Here is a 17,227-nt window from a genome sequence, read left to right as displayed (position 1 = left end):
GCCATTCCGTCGAGATGTCAGGCTGAAAAGTAGCTACAGAATACGTCCGGGGACGCCGCCAATCCATGGTTTGGGAGCCCAAAAAGGTCGCAAATTGGACTCAATCCAGTGGCAGTGTGACCCTCACACTGGTGCCCCGCCCAGCCCCGGAGTCGATCTCAACGGACCCTCCGGCGTCGTGCACTGCAATGGACATCAGCAGCAGGCCGAAGCCGTGGCGGCGGCCGCTGGGGGCGGCGTGGATTTCGAAACCTTTGCCGTTGTCCATAATCGTCATTTGGATTCCGTGGTAGACGGCATTGAGACGGATGGTCAGTTCGCTGGCGTCGGCGTAGTTCAGGGTGTTGCTGAAGGTCTCCTGGGCTACGTGGTACAGCAGGGCGGCGGATGCGGACGAGATCTCGATGCCGTGGTGGGGTGTGTGCCAGTGGACAGTCACGCCGGAGCGTCGAAGCGGCGCAGCAAGTCTGTCGATGCATCCTGCGACACCCAGTGCGTGGAAATCCACGGGGTGTTGGTCCTGGATGATGCCCTTGATGGCGATCACCTCTGTTAGCGCTGCTGCCTGTTCCATTCGGTCCCCCACATCATTGTGATTCTCGTTGGTTATTCGTCGCCGAAACCTCGATGGATTGATGTAATGAGGCTTCGTCTGCTTCCAGCGTGGCGCGGCAAAATCAAGGACTCTGTTTGTTTGGCTCAATTTCGCATCAAGTTTGCGGGTCGGCCTTGCGGAGGCGGGGCACCTCATGCGGGGGATGTCCCAAGTAGGTCGCATTTGATGACGTTTTGGACGCTCAGAACGCATCAATTGCTACTTAGATGGGCACGACGGCGGCAACGTAGTAGGCCATCGGGACCTGCTGAGCAGTGCTAGGGGTCTTCAGTGGCGGAGATCTGCTTCCACTGCTGCTTCTTCGATGCGGAACCTGTGTGCTGCCCATTCTTCGGAGTTGCGGCCAGGCATGTTGGGATCCCCAGGCCTTTGGCCAGCGGATCCGTCGATCAGTTCGCGGATGATGTCAGCGTGCCCGGCGTGCCGTGCGGTTTCCACACACATGTGGACGAGGATCTGATGGAGCGTCACATTCCGCTTCTCTTCGGACCACCAAGGCACAACGCCGGGAGCATCCAACGGGAGGGCCTGGATGGTGGCATCACTGTGCGCTGCCGAGAAGTGGTGCAGTTCCAGGATTTCCGCGCGGGTCTCCGAAACCGGGACCCACATATCGGAATCCGGTTCTGCGTCTTGCTCCAGCCACGGCAATTCGCGACCACTCGGACGCCCGAAAGTCTCCCCGAAATAGCCCAACTCCACGCTCGCAACGTGTTTCACGAGCCCCAGCAGATTGGTACCCGTCGGTGTCAGGGGCCTTCGGGCATCGTATTCACCCAAGCCATCAAGCTTCCCGAGCAGGTCCGCCCGGCGAAGGCGCAAATAGCCGAGCAATGTCGCTTTGTCGTCCATGGCTTGCACTCTACCCAAGGGCCCCGACAGAACTGGCAGCGCCCAAGTAAGTCGCAGTAGTGGTTGTTTTCAGCCCTCAAAACCACCACTACTGCCAGTCAGTTGGGGCTCGACGGCGGCGCTACCGCGGACTTTTGTCGATAACGCAGAAGCGGTTGCCGTCAGGGTCGGCGAGGACCACGAAATCCGGATTCTCCGGATACAGGTCCCAGTCAACGCGTTGAGCGCCGAGGGAGATCAGCCGCTCCACTTCGGCAGCTTGGTCATCCGCATAGAGGTCCAGATGAGTACGTGGATGCTCCTGGACAGGCGTTTCGCTCAGCATCAACGCGAGTTGGGGGCCTGGACCGGCGGACGGAACGAGGATTACCCAGGTGTCATCGCCCGGCTCACGTGGAACATAGCCGAGCGCGGCGTGCCAGAACGCAGTGGCCCGGGTGATGTCATTGACGCCGAGGACGGTGCTGCCGATGGTCAACATGTGCCTAGCCTAGTCTGCGAGAGTCCACGCGTTCCTTGCCGGAGCCCGGATGCCGGTGTCACAGTGAACCATGGCCACCGAAGAGGACCTCAGGCGTATCTGCCTTGGCATGCCCGGCGTCACCGAGCGCCCAAGTTGGGGCCAGCCTGCCTGGTTTGGTAACACCCTCATGGCCCGGATCTGGGAAGAGGGGGTTGTTACTGTCAAAACGGATGAGCGCGAAGCTCTGGCTGCAATGGAGCCGGATACCTATTTCTGGACCCCTCACCACGAACGGTCACCAAAGTTGCTGCTGGTCCGGCTGGAGAACATCGACGTAGAGGAGCTCGACGAGTTGCTGCAGGAGTCGTACAGAATCGCCAGCGCCCCCGCTCCAAACGCACCCAAGTAGATCGCAGCAGAGCGCGTTTAGAGAGGGCAAAACGCGCTCAACTGCGACCTACTTGGGTGCGTGAGCTCAGGCTAAACTCGCCCGCATGGGGGAGCGCAGCAAACTTGGGGAACGAAACACACCGCAGCCTGCGCGCAGAGTCCTTGCCGCCGTCGTGCCTGTGCTTGGCCTGGCCGCGGTGATCGTGGGGTGCGTGCTCGCATGGAATGGCCTCGAAGCGAACATTGGGTGGTTTCCACAGAGCCCGCGCCGAAACCGCCGGAAACGCACGAAATCGCCGGAAAGCTCCCAGCGAACTGGCAGCTTTCCGGCGATCTCGGCGGAGATCAGGTGAGTTTCACCTGCCGGTTCATGTCCTTGTACAGCAGGTAACGGAACTCGCCCGGACCGCCGGCGTAGCAGGCCTGCGGGCAGAACGCGCGGAGCCACATGAAGTCGCCGGCTTCCACTTCCACCCAGTCGTTGTTGAGCAGGTACATGGCCTTGCCTTCCAGGACGTACAGGCCGTGCTCCATGACGTGGGTCTCCGGGAAGGGGATCACGCCGCCCGGCTGGAAGGTGACGATGTTGACCTGCATGTCATGGGCGAGGTCACTGGAGTCCGTGAAGCGGGTGGTTTTCCAGACGTCGTTGGTGTCCGGCATGGAGGTAGGCTCCACGTCCTTCTCGTTGGTCACGAAGGACTTGGCCTCGAAGCCTTCAAGGCGTTCGTAGGCCTTGCGGATCCAGTGGAAGGAGACGATGTCGTCGGACACGTTCTCCAGGCCCCACTCTGCGCCGGCGGCAAGGTAGGCGTAGCCACCCTCCTCGAGGTGGTGCAGTTCGCCGTCGAGCCTCAGGTTCACTTGGCCCTTGGTAACAAAGATGACGCCTTCGACGCCTGCTTCGAACTCGGCCTTGGGAGCCCCGCCGCCTGGAGCGATCTCAACGATCAACTGCGAGAACGTGGTGGCGAAGCCGGAAATCGGCCGCGCAATAATCCAGGAGCGCGTGTTGGAGAATCCCGGCAGGTTGCTGGTGACGATGTCCGTCATGACGCCCTTGGGGATCACCGTGTAAGCCTCGGTGACGATCGCCCGCTCCGTGGTCAGGTGGGTCTGCGGCGGCAGGCCGCCCTGCGGGTAGTAGTACTTGCCCATGCCAAATGCTCCTATCAGTGGGAAGTCGGTTGCGCGAGCCGCGGGTGCGCCAGTGCGTTCAGCTGTGAAAGTTCGACGCCGGCAAGCGCCTTGACCTCATCTGGCCCCACTGCGCCGCACTGGACGCCGCGAAGGACGAAACCAGCGAGTGCACGGGCGGTGGCGGGCTCGTCCATGACGCCGCCTTCGGTGTGCTCCACATAGTTCCGGAGGCGCAGCGCTGCGGCAGGCAGGCCTTCGCGGTAGAAAGCGTACGACGCCGAGAAACGGCTGGGGAGCTGGGCGGCGTGGAGGTCCCATCCTTGGTAGTAACCGTTCTCCAGGGAGCGACGGACCAGCCGGCCGTGAAGTTTCCAGGCGTCTTCAACGGCGTCGCCCACGGGAATGATGTTCGTGGAACCGTCAGAGAGGCGGATGCCTGTGCCGGCGACGGCGAGCTGCATGACTTCCTTGGCGAAATCGGCAACCGGGTGCTCCATGGACTGGTACTCCGCGGAGATTCCCAAGGAAGCGCTGTAGTCATACGTGCCGTAGTGCAGAGCGCTGATGCGGCCCGGAACAACGTGGGGGAGCTGCGCTACGGGGGACGTTCCGTCGGCACCCAGAATGAGCTGCGGCGTTTCCACCTGCACCTCGAACCGGAGCCTCCCCGCGGGAAGCCCGTGGACTTCCTCGAGGCGCGAGACCGCGAAGTCCATGGCCTGCACCTGGGCCACAGTGGTGACTTTCGGCAGCGTTAGGATCAGCCCAGCAGGCAGCTCGCCCGCTGCAGCAAGCGTGGACACAAACAAGTCCAGCGTCTTCAGTCCGCGGGCCCTCGTGGGGGCTTCGAAGCACTTGAAGCGGATGCCGATGAACGGCGGAGCAGTTCCCGCTGCAACCGCAGCAGCAACAGCGTTGGCGGCAGCAACGGCGTCGGCGTCTTCTGCCTCATCGCCGCGGTCGCCGTAGCCGTCCTCGAAGTCCAGACGCAGGTCCTCGATCGGCTCAGAGGAGAGCTTCGCCGCTACACGGGAGGCAACAGCGGCAGCCAAGTGAGGCTCCTGGCCCAACAGTTGACCCAGCTTTTCCAAGCCGCCGTGAGCTTCCGCCGTCGCCAAGGCCTGGGCGCCCCACTCCGCCGCAAATGACGGCGTGAAGCGGTCCGCCGGGACGTAAACAGTGTGGATGGGCTGGCGTGAGCCGTCGTCGCCCGGGTAGTTGCGGTCCAGGAGCTGGTCCGTCGCCTCAAGCTGCGACTCGATGTGGGCCAGATCAGAGGAAGAGAATGAGCCCATCTCAGCCCACCAATTCGTAAGCGGGTGTTGTCAGGAAATCGGTGTAGTCGTCTGACAGACAGATGTCCTCGATCAGCTTGGACGCCGGCTCGTAGTACTTGGCGAAGTTCTCGTCGCCGAACTCGATCCGCAGGCGCTCGGTTTCTTCGCCAAGGATGCGGCTGACGAGTTCGCGTGTCACGGTGTTGCCCGTGTCCGCGAGAACCGACTTGTTACGGATCTGCTGCCACACCTGCGAGCGGGAGATCTCCGCGGTCGCGGCATCTTCCATGAGGTTGTGAATGGCAACAGCGCCGCTGCCGGAGATCCAGACACCCGTGTAGGCGACGGCGACATAGAGGTTCAGCCGAAGGCCGGCTTCCGTGACGGTGCCGCCGGCAGAGGCGACGTCGATCAGCTGCTCAGCGGTGACGTTCACCTCGGGGCGCTGCTTGTCCAGTTGGTTGGGCTTTCCACCGTTGGCGGGGTCACCGAGGACCGAATCGAACACCTCGCGGCACGTGGAGACGAGGTCCGGGTGTGCAACCCAGGAGCCGTCGAAGCCATCATTTGCCTCACGCGTCTTGTCGGCACGGACCTTGTCGAAGGCCGCAGCGGTGACGTCGGGCTGCTTCCGGTTCGGGATGACGGCGGCCATGCCACCCATGGCGAAGGCGCCGCGCTTGTGGCAGGTTTTGACCAGGAGCTCGGTGTAGGCGCGCATGAACGGAGCCGTCATGGCAACGGTCGCGCGGTCCGGCAGGACGAACTCTTCGCCGGCGTCACGGAAGTACTTGATGATGCTGAAGAGGTAGTCCCAACGTCCGGCGTTCAAACCTGAAGCATGATCGCGCAGCTCGTAGAGGATCTCGTCCATCTCGAACGCGGCGGGGATGGTCTCGATGAGCACCGTGGCGCGGATGCTGCCCTGCGGGATGCCGAGGAAGTCCTGGGCGAACACGAAGACGTCGTTCCAGAGGCGGGCCTCAAGGTGGCTCTCCATCTTGGGCAGGTAGTAGTACGGGCCCTGACCATTGAGGAGCAGCTGCTTGGCGATGTGGAAGAAGTGCAAACCAAAGTCCACCAGCGCGCCCACTGCAGGTTCGCCGTCGATCAGCAGGTGGTTCTCTTCCATGTGCCAACCGCGCGGACGGGCAACAACGACAGCCAACGGAGCGTCCGTGCGCAGACGGTATTCCTTGCCTTCCGGCGAGGTGTAGCTCAGGGTGCCCTGTGCTGCGTCGCGGAGGTTGAGGATCGCGTCGATGACGTTGGGCCAGGTTGGAGTGCTGGCGTCTTCGAGGTCCGCGAGCCAGACCTTGGCGCCGGAGTTCAGTGCGTTGATGGCCATCTTGGCCGGGGTTGCGGGACCCGTCATCTCTACGCGGCGGTCCTGCAAAGCTGCCGGTGCCTCCGCGACCTTCCAGTCGCCGTCGCGGATTTCCTGGGTCTCCGGGAGGAAGTCCAAGCGGCTGGTGTCCGCAACCTTCTGGCGCTTGGCTTTGCGCGCCTCCAGCAGCTCGGCACGGGTGCCGGCGAAACGCTTGTGCAGTTCCTCGATGAAGCCCAGTGCCTTGGGGGTGAGGATCTCCTCGGCGCGATCGATCGGCCGGGGATCAGTGACTGTAATAGCCATGGGGCGGTGTCCTTTTCTAGAGAGCGCTGGCGGCGTTTGCGTGCGCAGCATTGGCTACGGCGGTCGCTACATCGGCGGCTACATGCGGATCGAAGACGCTGGGGATAATGTAACTCGCGTTCAGCTCATCGTCAGCTACCCGGTTGGCAATTGCCTCGGCGGCGGCCACCAGCATGTTCGGCGTGATGTCCGATGCTCCGGCGTCCAGCAGTCCGCGGAAGAAGCCGGGGAAGGCCAGCACGTTGTTGATCTGGTTCGGGAAGTCGCTGCGACCCGTGGCAACAACGGCGGCGTGCTTGGACGCTACAACGGGGTCGATTTCCGGCGTCGGGTTGGCCATGGCGAACACGATTGCGTTCTCAGCCATGGAAGCCACCTGCTCCTCGCCGATCACATGCGGGGCGCTGACGCCGATAAACACGTCTGCTCCCTTCAGGGCGTCATGCAGGGTTCCGGAGAAGCCTTCTTCGTTGGTGTTCTCGGCAATCCAGCTGCGGTGCTCGTCGTCGTACTTTTCGCCGGAGTGGATGGCTCCGGAGCGGCCGGCGGCAATGATGTGCTGGGCGCCCTGGGCCTTGAGGAGCTGGATGATGGCGGAGCCGGCAGCGCCAACTCCCGAGACAACGATCTTGACCTCGGACAGCTTCTTGTCCACCACGCGCAGGGCGTTGACCAAGGCAGCGAGGGTGACAATCGCGGTGCCGTGCTGGTCGTCGTGGAACACCGGGATGTCCAGTTCTTCGCGGAGGCGGTTTTCGATCTCGAAGCAACGCGGTGCGGCGATGTCTTCGAGGTTGATGCCGCCGTAAACGGGAGCCATGGCCTTGGCGATCATGATGATCTCTTCGGTGTCCTGCGTATCCAGGCAGACCGGCCAGGCGTCCACGTTGGCGAACTGCTTAAAGAGCGCGGCCTTGCCTTCCATGACGGGCAGCGCGGCGGCGGGGCCGATGTTGCCCAGCCCCAGCACGGCGGAACCGTCGGTGAGGACGGCGATGGTGTTGCGCTTGACCGTCAGGTTGCGGGCAGCGGCCGGGTCTTCTGCGATGGCCAGGCAAACGCGGGCGACGCCGGGAGTGTAGGCGCGAGACAGATCGTCACGGTTGCGCAGGGCTACTTTGGGGACCACCTCGAGCTTGCCGCCGAGGTGCATGAGGAAGGTGCGGTCCGAGACGTGCTGGACGGTGACGCCGTCGAGGGCATTCAGGGCATCTTTGACGCGTGCTGCGTGGTCGTCATCAGTGGTGTTGCAGGTGACGTCCACGACGATGGTCTCGTGGTGGGATTCCGTGACGTCCAGAGCGGTGATTGCGGCACCGGCTGCGCCGACGGCTGCTGCCAGTTCGCTCGTAGCTGTGAAGCTGGACGGTGCGGCGACGCGCAGGGTGATCGAGTTTCCGGGGCTCGGATTCGCCATTGAAATTCCTCCTGTTAGGCCCGTTCCCGGGCCGCCGTTCCAAACTAAATGTTTTCGTATTATGGATATTATTATCTACCAAGTGGAAACACAACCCCCTGCTCGGTCATCTTGCGTCTCGTCGCGCAGGTGTCCGCTGTGCTGTATCTTGGGTGTTCTAAGCAATTCTTTTCACGATGCGGATAAGAGTTGTCGGAATCTGAGTCATTGGAGACAAGGGAATGGCTGAAAAAGCCTCCGGAGGCGTGCAGTCCGTTGAGCGCGTCTTTGAACTGCTGGAACTGATCACGGATGCGGGCGGCGACGTCACTCTGAGCGAGCTGTCGTCGTCCACTGACCTGCCCTTGCCCACCATCCACCGCCTGCTGCGGACCCTGGTGTCCCTCGGCTACATCCGCCAGCTGCCCAACCGCCGTTATGCCCTTGGCCCGCGGCTCATCCGGCTGGGCGAAGGTGCCAGCAAGCAGCTCGGTGCCGTGGCGCGTCCGCAATTGAAGACCCTCGTGGAACGCCTTGGCGAGACTTCCAACATGGCCGTCCTGGATTCGGACATGGTCATCTACGTGGCCCAGGTCCCGTCCATGCACTCCATGCGTATGTTCACTGAGGTTGGCCGCCGGGCCCACACCCATGACACGGGCGTCGGCAAAGCGATCCTGGCGCAGCTCGACGATGAACAGGTCCGTGGCATCGTTGCCCGAACCGGGATGCCCACTCCCACGGCCAAGAGCATCGGCGACATCGACTCCCTGCTCGCGGACCTGAAGCTGATCCGCGAACGCGGCTACTCCATTGACGAGGAAGAGCAAGAGCTCGGCGTGCGGTGCTTTGCGATGGCCGTGCCCAACGCTCCCACTCCCACGGCAATCTCTGTTTCCGGGCCCATCACCCGCGTAGACCAGAGCTTCGCCGACCGTGCTGTGCCGATGCTGCGCGAGGCCGCCCTGGCGATTTCCGCGGAGCTCAACCAGAACTAGGCTTCTCCTTCTCCACACCACCCGCCGAGTTGGCACTTGACGCCCATGTTTTTCACAAACATGGGCGTTATTTGTCATCTCGGCACTTCCCCCGAGGCGACAAATGACGGCAGCGTCCCCCAAGGAAACGCTGCCGTCATCTGCCATTTTGGGCGGGAGCTAGTGCTCGGACGCGCTGGAGGTCTTGAGCGGGACTTCCTTGCCATCGGCGTCGATCAGCTTGCCGTTCTCGAACCGGTCGCCTTCGCTGAGGCACTTGATGTCTTCCTCGCTGACGATGCGGTCCGTACCAGCGACGAACACTGACTGGTTGTCCGTGTTGCCTGCCTTGAAGTGGTTGAACAGGATGTTCAGCAGGATCGCCATGACTGCGGCGGAGCTGATGCCGGAGTGGAAGATCGTGGAGAACCAGGAGGGGAACTGGTCGTAGAACTTCGGAGCGGCAATGGGGATCATGCCGAACCCGATCGACGCGGCCACGATGATCAGGTTCATGTTGTTCTTGTACTCAACCTTGGCCAGGGTGCGGATACCGCTGGCTGCCACCGTCCCGAAAAGCACGACGCCGGCACCGCCCAGGACGGGCGTCGGAACCGCTGCGACCACTCGGCCCAGGATCGGCAGGAGGCCGAGGACAACCAGGATGAGGCCGCCGGCGCTGACCACGAAACGGCTCTTGATGCCGGTGATGGCCACCAAGCCCACGTTCTGGGCGAAGGCGCTCTGCGTGAAGGAGTTGAACAGCGGTGAGATGGCGCTGGAGAGCATGTCTGCGCGGAGACCGTCGCCGATGCGGCGGGAGTCAACCTTGGTGTCGACGATCTCGCCCACTGCAATGATGTCCGCGGAAGTCTCGGTCAGGGTTACCAGGATGACGATGAGCATGGAGACGATTGCTGCGATCTCGAAGGTGGGAGCACCGAAAGCGAAGGGCGTGGGGAAAGCGACGATGTCGCCCTGGCCGACCTTGGAGAAGTCTGCCATTCCTGCAACGAACGCGATGATGGTGCCGATGACCATGGCCAGCAGGATGGAGAGCCGGGAAATGGCGGCGTTGCCAACCTTGCTCAGGAGCAGGACGATGCCCATGGTTGCTGCTGCAAGGCCGATGTTGGCCATGCTGCCGTAGTTATCGGCCTTGGCGTTTCCACCCATGGCCCAGTTGGCTGCGACCGGCATGAGCGTCAGGCCAATGGTGGTGATGACCGTGCCGGTGACCACCGGCGGGAAGAACTTGATGATCTTGGAGAACAGGGGAGTGATGGCCAGGCCGATGAGGGACGCCACAATGACCGAACCGAAGACCGCCTGGATGCCCCCGCCACCTTGGACAATCGCAACCATCGTTGAGACACCCGCGAAAGAGACGCCCTGAACCAGCGGCAGCTGCGAGCCGAAGAACGGGATGCCCACCGTCTGGAGGATAGTGGCCAGCCCGCCAACGAACAGGCAGGCTGCGATGAGGAGGCCGATATCCTGCGAGGACATGCCTGCCGCCGCGCCGATGATCAGCGGCGGGGCAATGATTCCGCCGTACATGGTGAGGACATGCTGGAAGCCGTATGCGAAGGTGCTTCCGATCGAGAGGCGCTTGTCCTCGGGACGTTCTGGCTGATGCTTCTGCGAAGGGGTGCTATTCGCAGGGCGGGTTTTCTTCTTCGTGTTCATGGCAGACTTTCTGGGTTCATGGCAGACGTCTTCGTCTGGCTAACTGTGTCTGGCTAACAAAATCTTGGGTTCTTTTGGGGCTGGGGTTTGTGTGCAGGTCCGGCCTTGACGGGGCGCCGTTGGGGGACCTGCACACAAACCCCTGGGTGGTGCGTTGTTAGTGGTGCTTTGGTGCGGGCTTAGCAGAAGCCGGCGATGCCGCTCCATGCAACGGGCGCGGCAGTGGTGTTGTCGCGCTGGACGGTTGCTTCGATGAGGCCGTACGGGCGGTCCGCGGCGAAGAAGACCTCGTTGGGGTTGTCCAAGCCGAACGGGCTCAGGTCAACCAGGAAGTGGTGCTTGTTGGGCATGGAGAACTTGATCTCATCCACTTCGCTGTGTGCTTCCAGGACCTTCTTCCCCATGTCGAACAGCGTCTGCTGAAGCGCGTGCGAATAGTTCTCGGTGAAGCCTTCCAGCAGGAGGGCCTTGATGTCCTCGTAGCTCTTGTTGAAGTCCGTGCCTGCCAAGTCCAGGTTGGTGTTGTAGCGCCAGCGTGCAGAAACATCGGTGGCAAGAATGCGGTCCGTGGTTTCCGGCAGGGTGGTGTACTTGTCGCGTGGGTAGCCGACGAAGCCGGACTGCGTGGTCTTGAGGACGGTCAGGTCCTTGAGGCCGGAAATCACGTGGGTGGTTGCGCCATCACGGACGACGACGGCGGTACGCACCTCTTGTCCGTTGCGGACGAAGCTGTGATCGTGTCCCGCACCGTGTGCCTGGATGCGATCCCAGCTGTAGGCCTCGGCTTCCCAGCGGCCGCCGGTTACCCACTCGAACTCGCCGGTGAAGTGATTGGCAAGGCGCAGCAGGAAGGACTCCGGTGAGCCGATGCCGTCACGGGCAAAAGCGTAGACAGTGTTCTTCTGGGTATCGGTGGCGACGACGTGGCCGTTGTCGCCTTCGAGGTGCGCAGCCTCGAAATCGCCTCGCAGCTGCGAGGTGACATTCAGATCTTCGATGTGGTGGCGGTCAGTATCCCGAGTGACCTTGACGACGCGGACTTCCGCTTTGCCGTACTGGTTTTCGCCGAGGACGATGTTGTTGCTCATGGTCATATCCCAACTTCTGTGAGGTGGAACCTACGTTCCATCAATGAAATTAAGCGCGTGTTTCCACCGCGTTTCTGGTGGAGCCGACCCAACAAAAAAGAGCCGGCATCCATTGATGCCAGCTCATTACGACCCTGCCTGCTGCTCTCAGGTTACGTGACGTACGCCACGAACTCATTCGAGAGTAGCGCATGATTTCGGCTTGTGTATATGGGTTTCCGGAGATCGTTATGAAGCAGCCAAATGTGACCGGAGCATCTCTCTGGCCCCTCCTGGACGGCTCTTGACGCCTGCTTTACGCACTGCTTACACTTTTCACATAGCAATAAACATTTTCCGAAGTACGGAAAAGTGCTGCACTGGAAAGAGGAGGAACAGATGGACTCGAAGGATACGAACAACGTCGTGGAATTCCCAGCGCCGGGTCAGGAGCTGTACCTGCCCTTCGGTGCAACAGATCCGGACTTCTACATCCCGGCCGACTGCGACCGCAAGGCCGGCGGGTTCTCCCGTTGGCTCCGCGCACTCCCGGTGTTCGGCCGCCAGCGCCCCTAGCACTCCCTGGGCCGACCCCGCCCGTTTCGGGGGTTCCCTGCGTACCATGCCGTGCGCACCATCGAATGCGCAGCGGACCCCCGAAACGGGCTCTAGGTTGCTCCCCGCAGAACCTGCAGCACGCGCATCTTGAACTCCTGTTCCCTGAACAGGTGCTCCCACTTGATCCGGATGAACGTCCAGCCGAGCTCGGTGAGGGCCTTTTCTCGCTGCCGTTCCTTGTAGATCACCTCGGCGGTGGGTGCGTAGTCGAAGTACTTCACCTTTCCATCGAACTCCAGGGCCACCTTCTTTTCCCTCCATGCAAAGTCCAGCCGATGGTGACCTTCCGCTGACGCAGCCTTCACCTGCAATTCGGGCAGCTCGATCCGCAACCTTTGGAGCAGCTCACGGGTCAGGGTTTCGCCGGGTGACTCGGATCTGGCGTCAGCATTCTCCAGAGCCCGTCGAAGAGTGAGAACTCCGTTGCGTCCGGCTAGCGATGAGCACATCTCTCGCAGTTTCGCGGCGTCGGCACCTTTTCTGAGCGCGTGGTCCATCAGTACCAAGGCTTGTTTGTAGTTGAGCATGAGGCAGCAGTCCACAATAGTCTGTTCCAACGTGGTGCAAGGCATTCCCTTGACGAAAACAGCCCCTATCATCGCCAGCGGGCGGGTGTGCGGCACGACGTCCTTGCCGTGTGAAGTGGTGGATGCTGTTGTTTCCGTCGTGATGTGGACTTTATCTCCAACATCCCACAGGAATAAGCCATGGAGACGCGCCGCTGAGGTGTGGCTGTAGACCAAGCCGCCGGACGACGTCGAAAGCGTCCCGTGTGCGTGCGCGGCGACTAGCTGCAGACTTTGAACCCAAGGTTTTTGGGCTGTCCACGTGCTGCCTCGGATATAGCAACCACGGCGCAGTCGTACTAAGGCGCCGGTACGAACCAGCGCGGCAATCCTCCGATGGTTGATCCCTAACTCGTGGAGCTCATCGGTCCGCCACAAATCCATCCCCGCGGGAAGCTCGTTGCTGTTGCTCTGTGTCATGGATCAAGACTTCAATGAGCCGATGGGCGAAGACAGGGGTGAGTTGGACTATGTGGAGAAGCCCGTTTCGATGACTCGCTGCCGACGGTGCCGTGCCCACGGCATCCTGCGCAGGGAACCATCGAATCGGGTGGCCGCCACAAAAACAGACCTACCCCGCCACCAGCTTCCGCGCCGCAGCCGAGTGCTCAGCGATGAGCCCGGCAACGTCGAGCCCGGGGATCGCGCCATCAACCACGCGCCAAGCACCGCCCACCATCACCCGGTCGGCACGATCAGCCCCGCAGAGCAGCAAGGCGGCGACGGGGTCGTGGCTCCCGGAGAACCGCAGCGAGTCCAGTTTGAACATGGCAAGGTCCGCCTGAAGCCCCGGAGCCAACTGCCCGATGTCGGAGCGCCCCAAAACGGCAGCCGACCCACGTGTCGCCCAGCCAAGTGCCCTCTCCACCGGGACCGAAGCCCCGTACCGGAGTCGTTGCAAATACAGTGCCTGACGGGCCTCGAGGATCATGTTGGAAGCATCGTTCGACGCCGAGCCATCCACTCCCAGCCCCACGGGCACACCCGCGGCTTCAAGTTCCAGGACGCGCGCGGTCCCGGATGCCAGGCGCATGTTGGAGGTTGGGCAATGTGCGACGGCGGTGCCCGCGGCTCCCAGCCTGGCGATCTCGTCGTCGTTGAAGTGGATTCCGTGTCCAAGCCAGGTGCGGGGCCCCAACCAGCCAACTGATTCCAGGTAATCCACGGTCCGCAGCCCAAACATGGAGCGGCAGAAATCTTCCTCATCGATGGTCTCTGCGAGGTGCGTGTGCAGCCGGACATCGAAGCGTTCAGCCATGGCGGCGCTCTCGGCCATGATCTCCTTGGTGACAGAGAACGGCGAGCAGGGGGCCAGGGCAATCTGTATCGAAGCCCCATCGCCGGTCTCGTGGTACTCACGAATCAGCCGTTCGCTGTCCGCAAGGATCACCTCAGGTGACTGGACCGTGGTCCGGGGCGGCAGCCCGCCGTCGTCCTCTCCCAATGTCATGGATCCGCGGGTCAGCGTGGCCCGCATCCCCATGGACCGCACCGCGCCCACTTCGATGTCAATGGCGTCTTCCATGCTGTCGGGGAAGAGGTAGTGGTGGTCGGCGGCGGTGGTGCAGCCGGACAACAAAAGCTCGGCGAGTGCAACCTGCACCGCAAGCTCAAGGCTCCGGGGCGTCAAACGTGCCCACACCGGGTACAAATTCTGCAGCCACGGGAACAATGGAGCGTTTGCTACCGGACCCCAGGCGCGGGTGAGGGTTTGGTAGAAGTGGTGGTGGGTGTTGATGAGTCCAGGCAGAACCACGTGGGCCGAGGCATCAAAGACGGAACAAAGCAACGACGGCTGCCCGCCCGAAGGCACGAGTTCCAGAATTTTTCCGTCAGAAACCACCAGGCCGCCGCCGGCGTCGAGGTCGTTTGCGGTGAAGATACCCAGCGGGTTCTTGATCCAAAGAGGGGTCATGAGGGTCCTTGTCTGGTCGGCATGTATGCGTTCCAGCTCAGTTAGGCCCTGTCTGCTGATCCAGGAGCCGGAAGCCAACAAGTGCGTCCGGTCCGAAAAGCGTAAGACGCACGACGGCGGCCGTCAACGCCCGCAGGCGTCTCACGGTCACATCCGGTCGCCACCCCAAGATTTCGTATGACGAAATTAAATTTTCAAAAAACTATGGTGCGGCTCACAAATCTGATGCTACGCTCTAACTGCCAAAGGCGGGCACCCGGACCTCGGGAAGCTATCTACCAGGCGCAACTTAACCTTCATCGCACATGCTGAAGCCTGGTAACCAAGCTAACTGGAGCTCCGTTCCGTAGCGCCCCCCAACAGGTCACCTGGCTTCCTCAGCACTAAGGAAGTCGCAACATGAGTACAACCGTCACGGCCGAGCAATTCCTGGCCAAAACCATTGAGCTGGCAACAGCCAATGTCCTCAACAGTGGTGGCCCCTTCGGCGCCGTCATTGTTACCGCGGATGGACAAGCCTTCCAAGGCGTCAACCGCGTCACCGCCACGAACGATCCCACCGCACACGCAGAAGTCACGGCCATCCGTAACGCCTGCCGCGAACTGGGAACCTTCGATTTGAGCGGAGCAACCCTCTACACCAGTTGCGAGCCATGCCCCATGTGCCTGGCCTCCGCACTCTGGGCACGCGTTGACCGCGTGTTCTTTGCCGCAGACCGTCACGACGCCGCATCCGTTGGCTTCGATGACGCCGTCTTCTACGAGTTCTTCGAGAACGACAACCGGGACGCGCTGATGCCGGTAGCCAAGCTGGAACTGGGCGACCCCCAGGCTCCGGCGGCCCTCCAGCCGTTCACCACATGGAACACGCTTGATTCCAGGATTGATTACTAGGGCCGGTGGCTGACATGACAATCCTGGATCCCGCAGAAATGCAGACAGCAGCTGAAAAGCAGGCTGTGCTCCTCCCCAACGGAGGCAAGAGCGCAGAGCCCACAGCGGCAACGGCAAAGCACACGGCAACCGGCCTGGCAGATGGTAACAAGAAGCCCCCGGTGTCGAACTCCTTCCTGGACAAGTTCTTCCAGATCACCAAGCGTGGCTCCACGCTGGCCCGAGAATTCCGCGGCGGCTTGGTCACCTTCTTCACCATGGCGTATATCGTCATCCTCAACCCGCTCATCCTGGGCGGATTCTCGGCAGACAACGCCCCGGTGGATGTGGCGGGCGGCTGGCTCTCGGCAGCACAGGTGGGCGCAGTGACTGGCCTGACCGCTGGCGTCATGACCATCGTCTTCGGACTTGTGGCCAACCTGCCCTTCGGCCTCGCAGCCGGCCTGGGCATCAATTCCTTCCTCGCCGTAGCTGTCATCCAGGAAGTCACATGGCCAGAAGCCATGGGCCTGGTGGTCATCAACGGCATCCTGATCGTCCTTTTCGGCGCCACCGGTGCCCGGACGGCGATCTTCAAGGCAGTCCCCAAGGAACTCAAGGCCGCCATCACCGTTGGTATCGGCCTGTTCATCGCCTTCATCGGCTTCGTCGACTCCGGCTTTGTCCGCCCCACCAAGGGCGGCCCGCCGGTCCAGCTCGGCACGGATGGTTCCATCACCTCCATCCCAACTCTCGTCTTCATCATCGGATTGCTGGTCATGGGTATCCTCGTGGCACGCAAGATCCAAGGCGGCCTGTTGATTGGCATCGTCGCCACAACAGTCCTCGCCGCTGTAGCCGAGGCCGTGTTCCACATTGGTCCGGGCACCGCCGATAACCCCGGCGGCTGGCACCTCAACGTGCCGATCCTGTCCAGCCAGTTGATGTCCGTCCCGGACCTCAGCCTGGTAGGCCAGTTCGATCTCTTTGGTTCGTTCGCAAGGATTGGCGGACTGGCTGCGACCATGCTGGTCTTCACCCTGGTGTTCACCAACTTCTTCGACGCCATGGGCACCATGACGGGCCTGGCCAAGAGCGCAGGCGTGGCACATAAGGACGGTACGTTCCCCAAGCTGAAGTCTGCCTTCATCGTTGAAGGCATGGGCGCAGTGGTGGGTGGCGGGACGTCAGGTTCGTCCAACACCGTCTACATCGACTCCGCAGCAGGAATCGGCGAGGGCGCCCGCACAGGCCTGGCCTCGGTTGTCACCGGCCTGCTGTTCCTGGGTTCGATGTTCTTCACTCCGCTTACTTCGGTTGTCCCGCTGGAAGTGGCTGCCGCAGCGCTGGTGGTGGTGGGCGCGATGATGATGGCGCAGATCCGCGAGATCAAGTTCACCAAGTTCGCCATCGCATTGCCGGCGTTCCTCACCATCGTGACCATGCCGCTGACCTACTCCATTGCCAACGGCATCGGCGTCGGGTTCATCTCCTTCGCGGTGATCAGCGCGGCATCGGGCAAGGCCAAGAAAGTCCATCCGCTCATGTGGGTGGTCACGGCGGGCTTCATTATCTACTTCGCACGGGGCCCGATCAACGCCTTGATGGGCGTCTAGCCCGGAGCCCCACCCCGCGCCGGCGGGTCCACATCCGGCACTTCGAACGGCGGTCCATCCGCACCCACCGCACGAATAGGCGTCCGTCGTCGTGGTCCCTGCCCGAACAGCACCTCCGGAACAGGCACGACGGCGGGCG

Annotated in this window: 16 protein-coding genes; 5 read left to right on the top strand and 11 right to left on the bottom strand. The window is 62.0% G+C overall.

The features are described from left to right. Positions 1-100: 100 nt before the first annotated feature. From VUN82_21080 to VUN82_21070, 3 genes are all read right to left on the bottom strand, one after another. A complete protein-coding gene (locus VUN82_21080) occupies positions 101-574 on the bottom strand; it encodes an ATP-binding protein (protein ID XAS71547.1) in 474 nt (157 codons plus the stop codon). A 309-nt stretch (positions 575-883) separates the two neighbouring features. Continuing rightward, positions 884-1,468: a DinB family protein gene (locus VUN82_21075; GenBank protein ID XAS71546.1), complete on the bottom strand. Its 585-nt coding sequence runs from the start codon at positions 1,466-1,468 to the stop codon at positions 884-886. Positions 1,469-1,589: 121 nt separating this feature from the next. Beyond that, positions 1,590-1,949, bottom strand: a complete 360-nt coding sequence (locus tag VUN82_21070) for a VOC family protein (protein XAS71545.1) — start codon at positions 1,947-1,949, stop codon at positions 1,590-1,592. A gap of 70 nt (positions 1,950-2,019) precedes the next feature. On the opposite strand from VUN82_21070, the gene VUN82_21065 reads away from it, so the two are divergent. Then, complete coding sequence (locus VUN82_21065; GenBank protein XAS71544.1) at positions 2,020-2,340, top strand: MmcQ/YjbR family DNA-binding protein; 321 nt, start codon at positions 2,020-2,022, stop codon at positions 2,338-2,340. Between the two features lie 326 nt (positions 2,341-2,666). Here VUN82_21065 and VUN82_21060 read toward each other — a convergent pair whose 3' ends face one another. Genes VUN82_21060 through VUN82_21045 form a run of 4 tightly spaced genes read right to left on the bottom strand, consistent with a single transcriptional unit; the run spans position 2,667 to position 7,788 of the window. Beyond that, entirely contained in the window at positions 2,667-3,479 is an 813-nt protein-coding gene (locus VUN82_21060) for a bifunctional allantoicase/(S)-ureidoglycine aminohydrolase (GenBank protein XAS71543.1), read from the bottom strand. Positions 3,480-3,493: 14 nt separating this feature from the next. Next, complete coding sequence (locus VUN82_21055; GenBank protein XAS71542.1) at positions 3,494-4,756, bottom strand: aldolase; 1,263 nt, start codon at positions 4,754-4,756, stop codon at positions 3,494-3,496. A gap of 1 nt (position 4,757) precedes the next feature. Then, the gene (gene aceB, locus VUN82_21050; protein ID XAS71541.1) at positions 4,758-6,371 is read right to left on the bottom strand and encodes a malate synthase A; all 1,614 of its coding nucleotides are present in this window, start codon (positions 6,369-6,371) and stop codon (positions 4,758-4,760) included. Positions 6,372-6,387: 16 nt separating this feature from the next. Beyond that, positions 6,388-7,788, bottom strand: a complete 1,401-nt coding sequence (locus VUN82_21045) for an NAD-dependent malic enzyme (GenBank protein XAS71540.1) — start codon at positions 7,786-7,788, stop codon at positions 6,388-6,390. A gap of 221 nt (positions 7,789-8,009) precedes the next feature. Between VUN82_21045 and VUN82_21040 the strand changes: the two genes are divergently transcribed. Continuing rightward, a complete protein-coding gene (locus tag VUN82_21040) occupies positions 8,010-8,765 on the top strand; it encodes an IclR family transcriptional regulator (protein XAS71539.1) in 756 nt (251 codons plus the stop codon). A gap of 159 nt (positions 8,766-8,924) precedes the next feature. Here VUN82_21040 and VUN82_21035 read toward each other — a convergent pair whose 3' ends face one another. Next, positions 8,925-10,433 (bottom strand): nucleobase:cation symporter-2 family protein, encoded by a 1,509-nt coding sequence (locus VUN82_21035; GenBank protein XAS71538.1) that lies wholly within the window; start codon positions 10,431-10,433, stop codon positions 8,925-8,927. A 179-nt stretch (positions 10,434-10,612) separates the two neighbouring features. Continuing rightward, on the bottom strand, positions 10,613-11,527 hold the full coding sequence (gene pucL / locus VUN82_21030; GenBank protein ID XAS71537.1) for a urate oxidase: 915 nt from the start codon (positions 11,525-11,527) through the stop codon (positions 10,613-10,615). A 372-nt stretch (positions 11,528-11,899) separates the two neighbouring features. Here pucL and VUN82_21025 point away from each other — a divergent pair, with 372 nt between their 5' ends. Then, positions 11,900-12,076 carry a hypothetical protein gene (locus tag VUN82_21025; protein ID XAS71536.1) on the top strand — a complete coding sequence of 59 codons (177 nt, stop codon included), beginning with the start codon at positions 11,900-11,902 and terminating at the stop codon, positions 12,074-12,076. Positions 12,077-12,168: 92 nt separating this feature from the next. Here the strand turns inward: VUN82_21025 and VUN82_21020 are convergent, their stop codons facing one another. Together VUN82_21020 and VUN82_21015 are read right to left on the bottom strand one after the other, a co-directional pair. Continuing rightward, entirely contained in the window at positions 12,169-13,104 is a 936-nt protein-coding gene (locus VUN82_21020; protein XAS71535.1) for a type IV toxin-antitoxin system AbiEi family antitoxin domain-containing protein, read from the bottom strand. Between the two features lie 151 nt (positions 13,105-13,255). Beyond that, positions 13,256-14,599 carry an 8-oxoguanine deaminase gene (locus tag VUN82_21015; GenBank protein ID XAS71534.1) on the bottom strand — a complete coding sequence of 448 codons (1,344 nt, stop codon included), beginning with the start codon at positions 14,597-14,599 and terminating at the stop codon, positions 13,256-13,258. A gap of 399 nt (positions 14,600-14,998) precedes the next feature. On the opposite strand from VUN82_21015, the gene VUN82_21010 reads away from it, so the two are divergent. Continuing rightward, positions 14,999-15,493, top strand: a complete 495-nt coding sequence (locus VUN82_21010; protein XAS71533.1) for a nucleoside deaminase — start codon at positions 14,999-15,001, stop codon at positions 15,491-15,493. Between the two features lie 5 nt (positions 15,494-15,498). After that, positions 15,499-17,088 (top strand): NCS2 family permease, encoded by a 1,590-nt coding sequence (locus VUN82_21005; GenBank protein ID XAS71532.1) that lies wholly within the window; start codon positions 15,499-15,501, stop codon positions 17,086-17,088. The last annotated feature ends 139 nt before the right edge of the window (positions 17,089-17,227 follow it).

The organism is Micrococcaceae bacterium Sec5.1 (genome assembly GCA_039636795.1).
Taxonomy (GTDB): domain Bacteria; phylum Actinomycetota; class Actinomycetes; order Actinomycetales; family Micrococcaceae; genus Arthrobacter.
The sequence above is the reverse complement of the archived record's forward strand: the minus strand, read 5'-3'. Positions and strand labels throughout refer to the sequence as shown.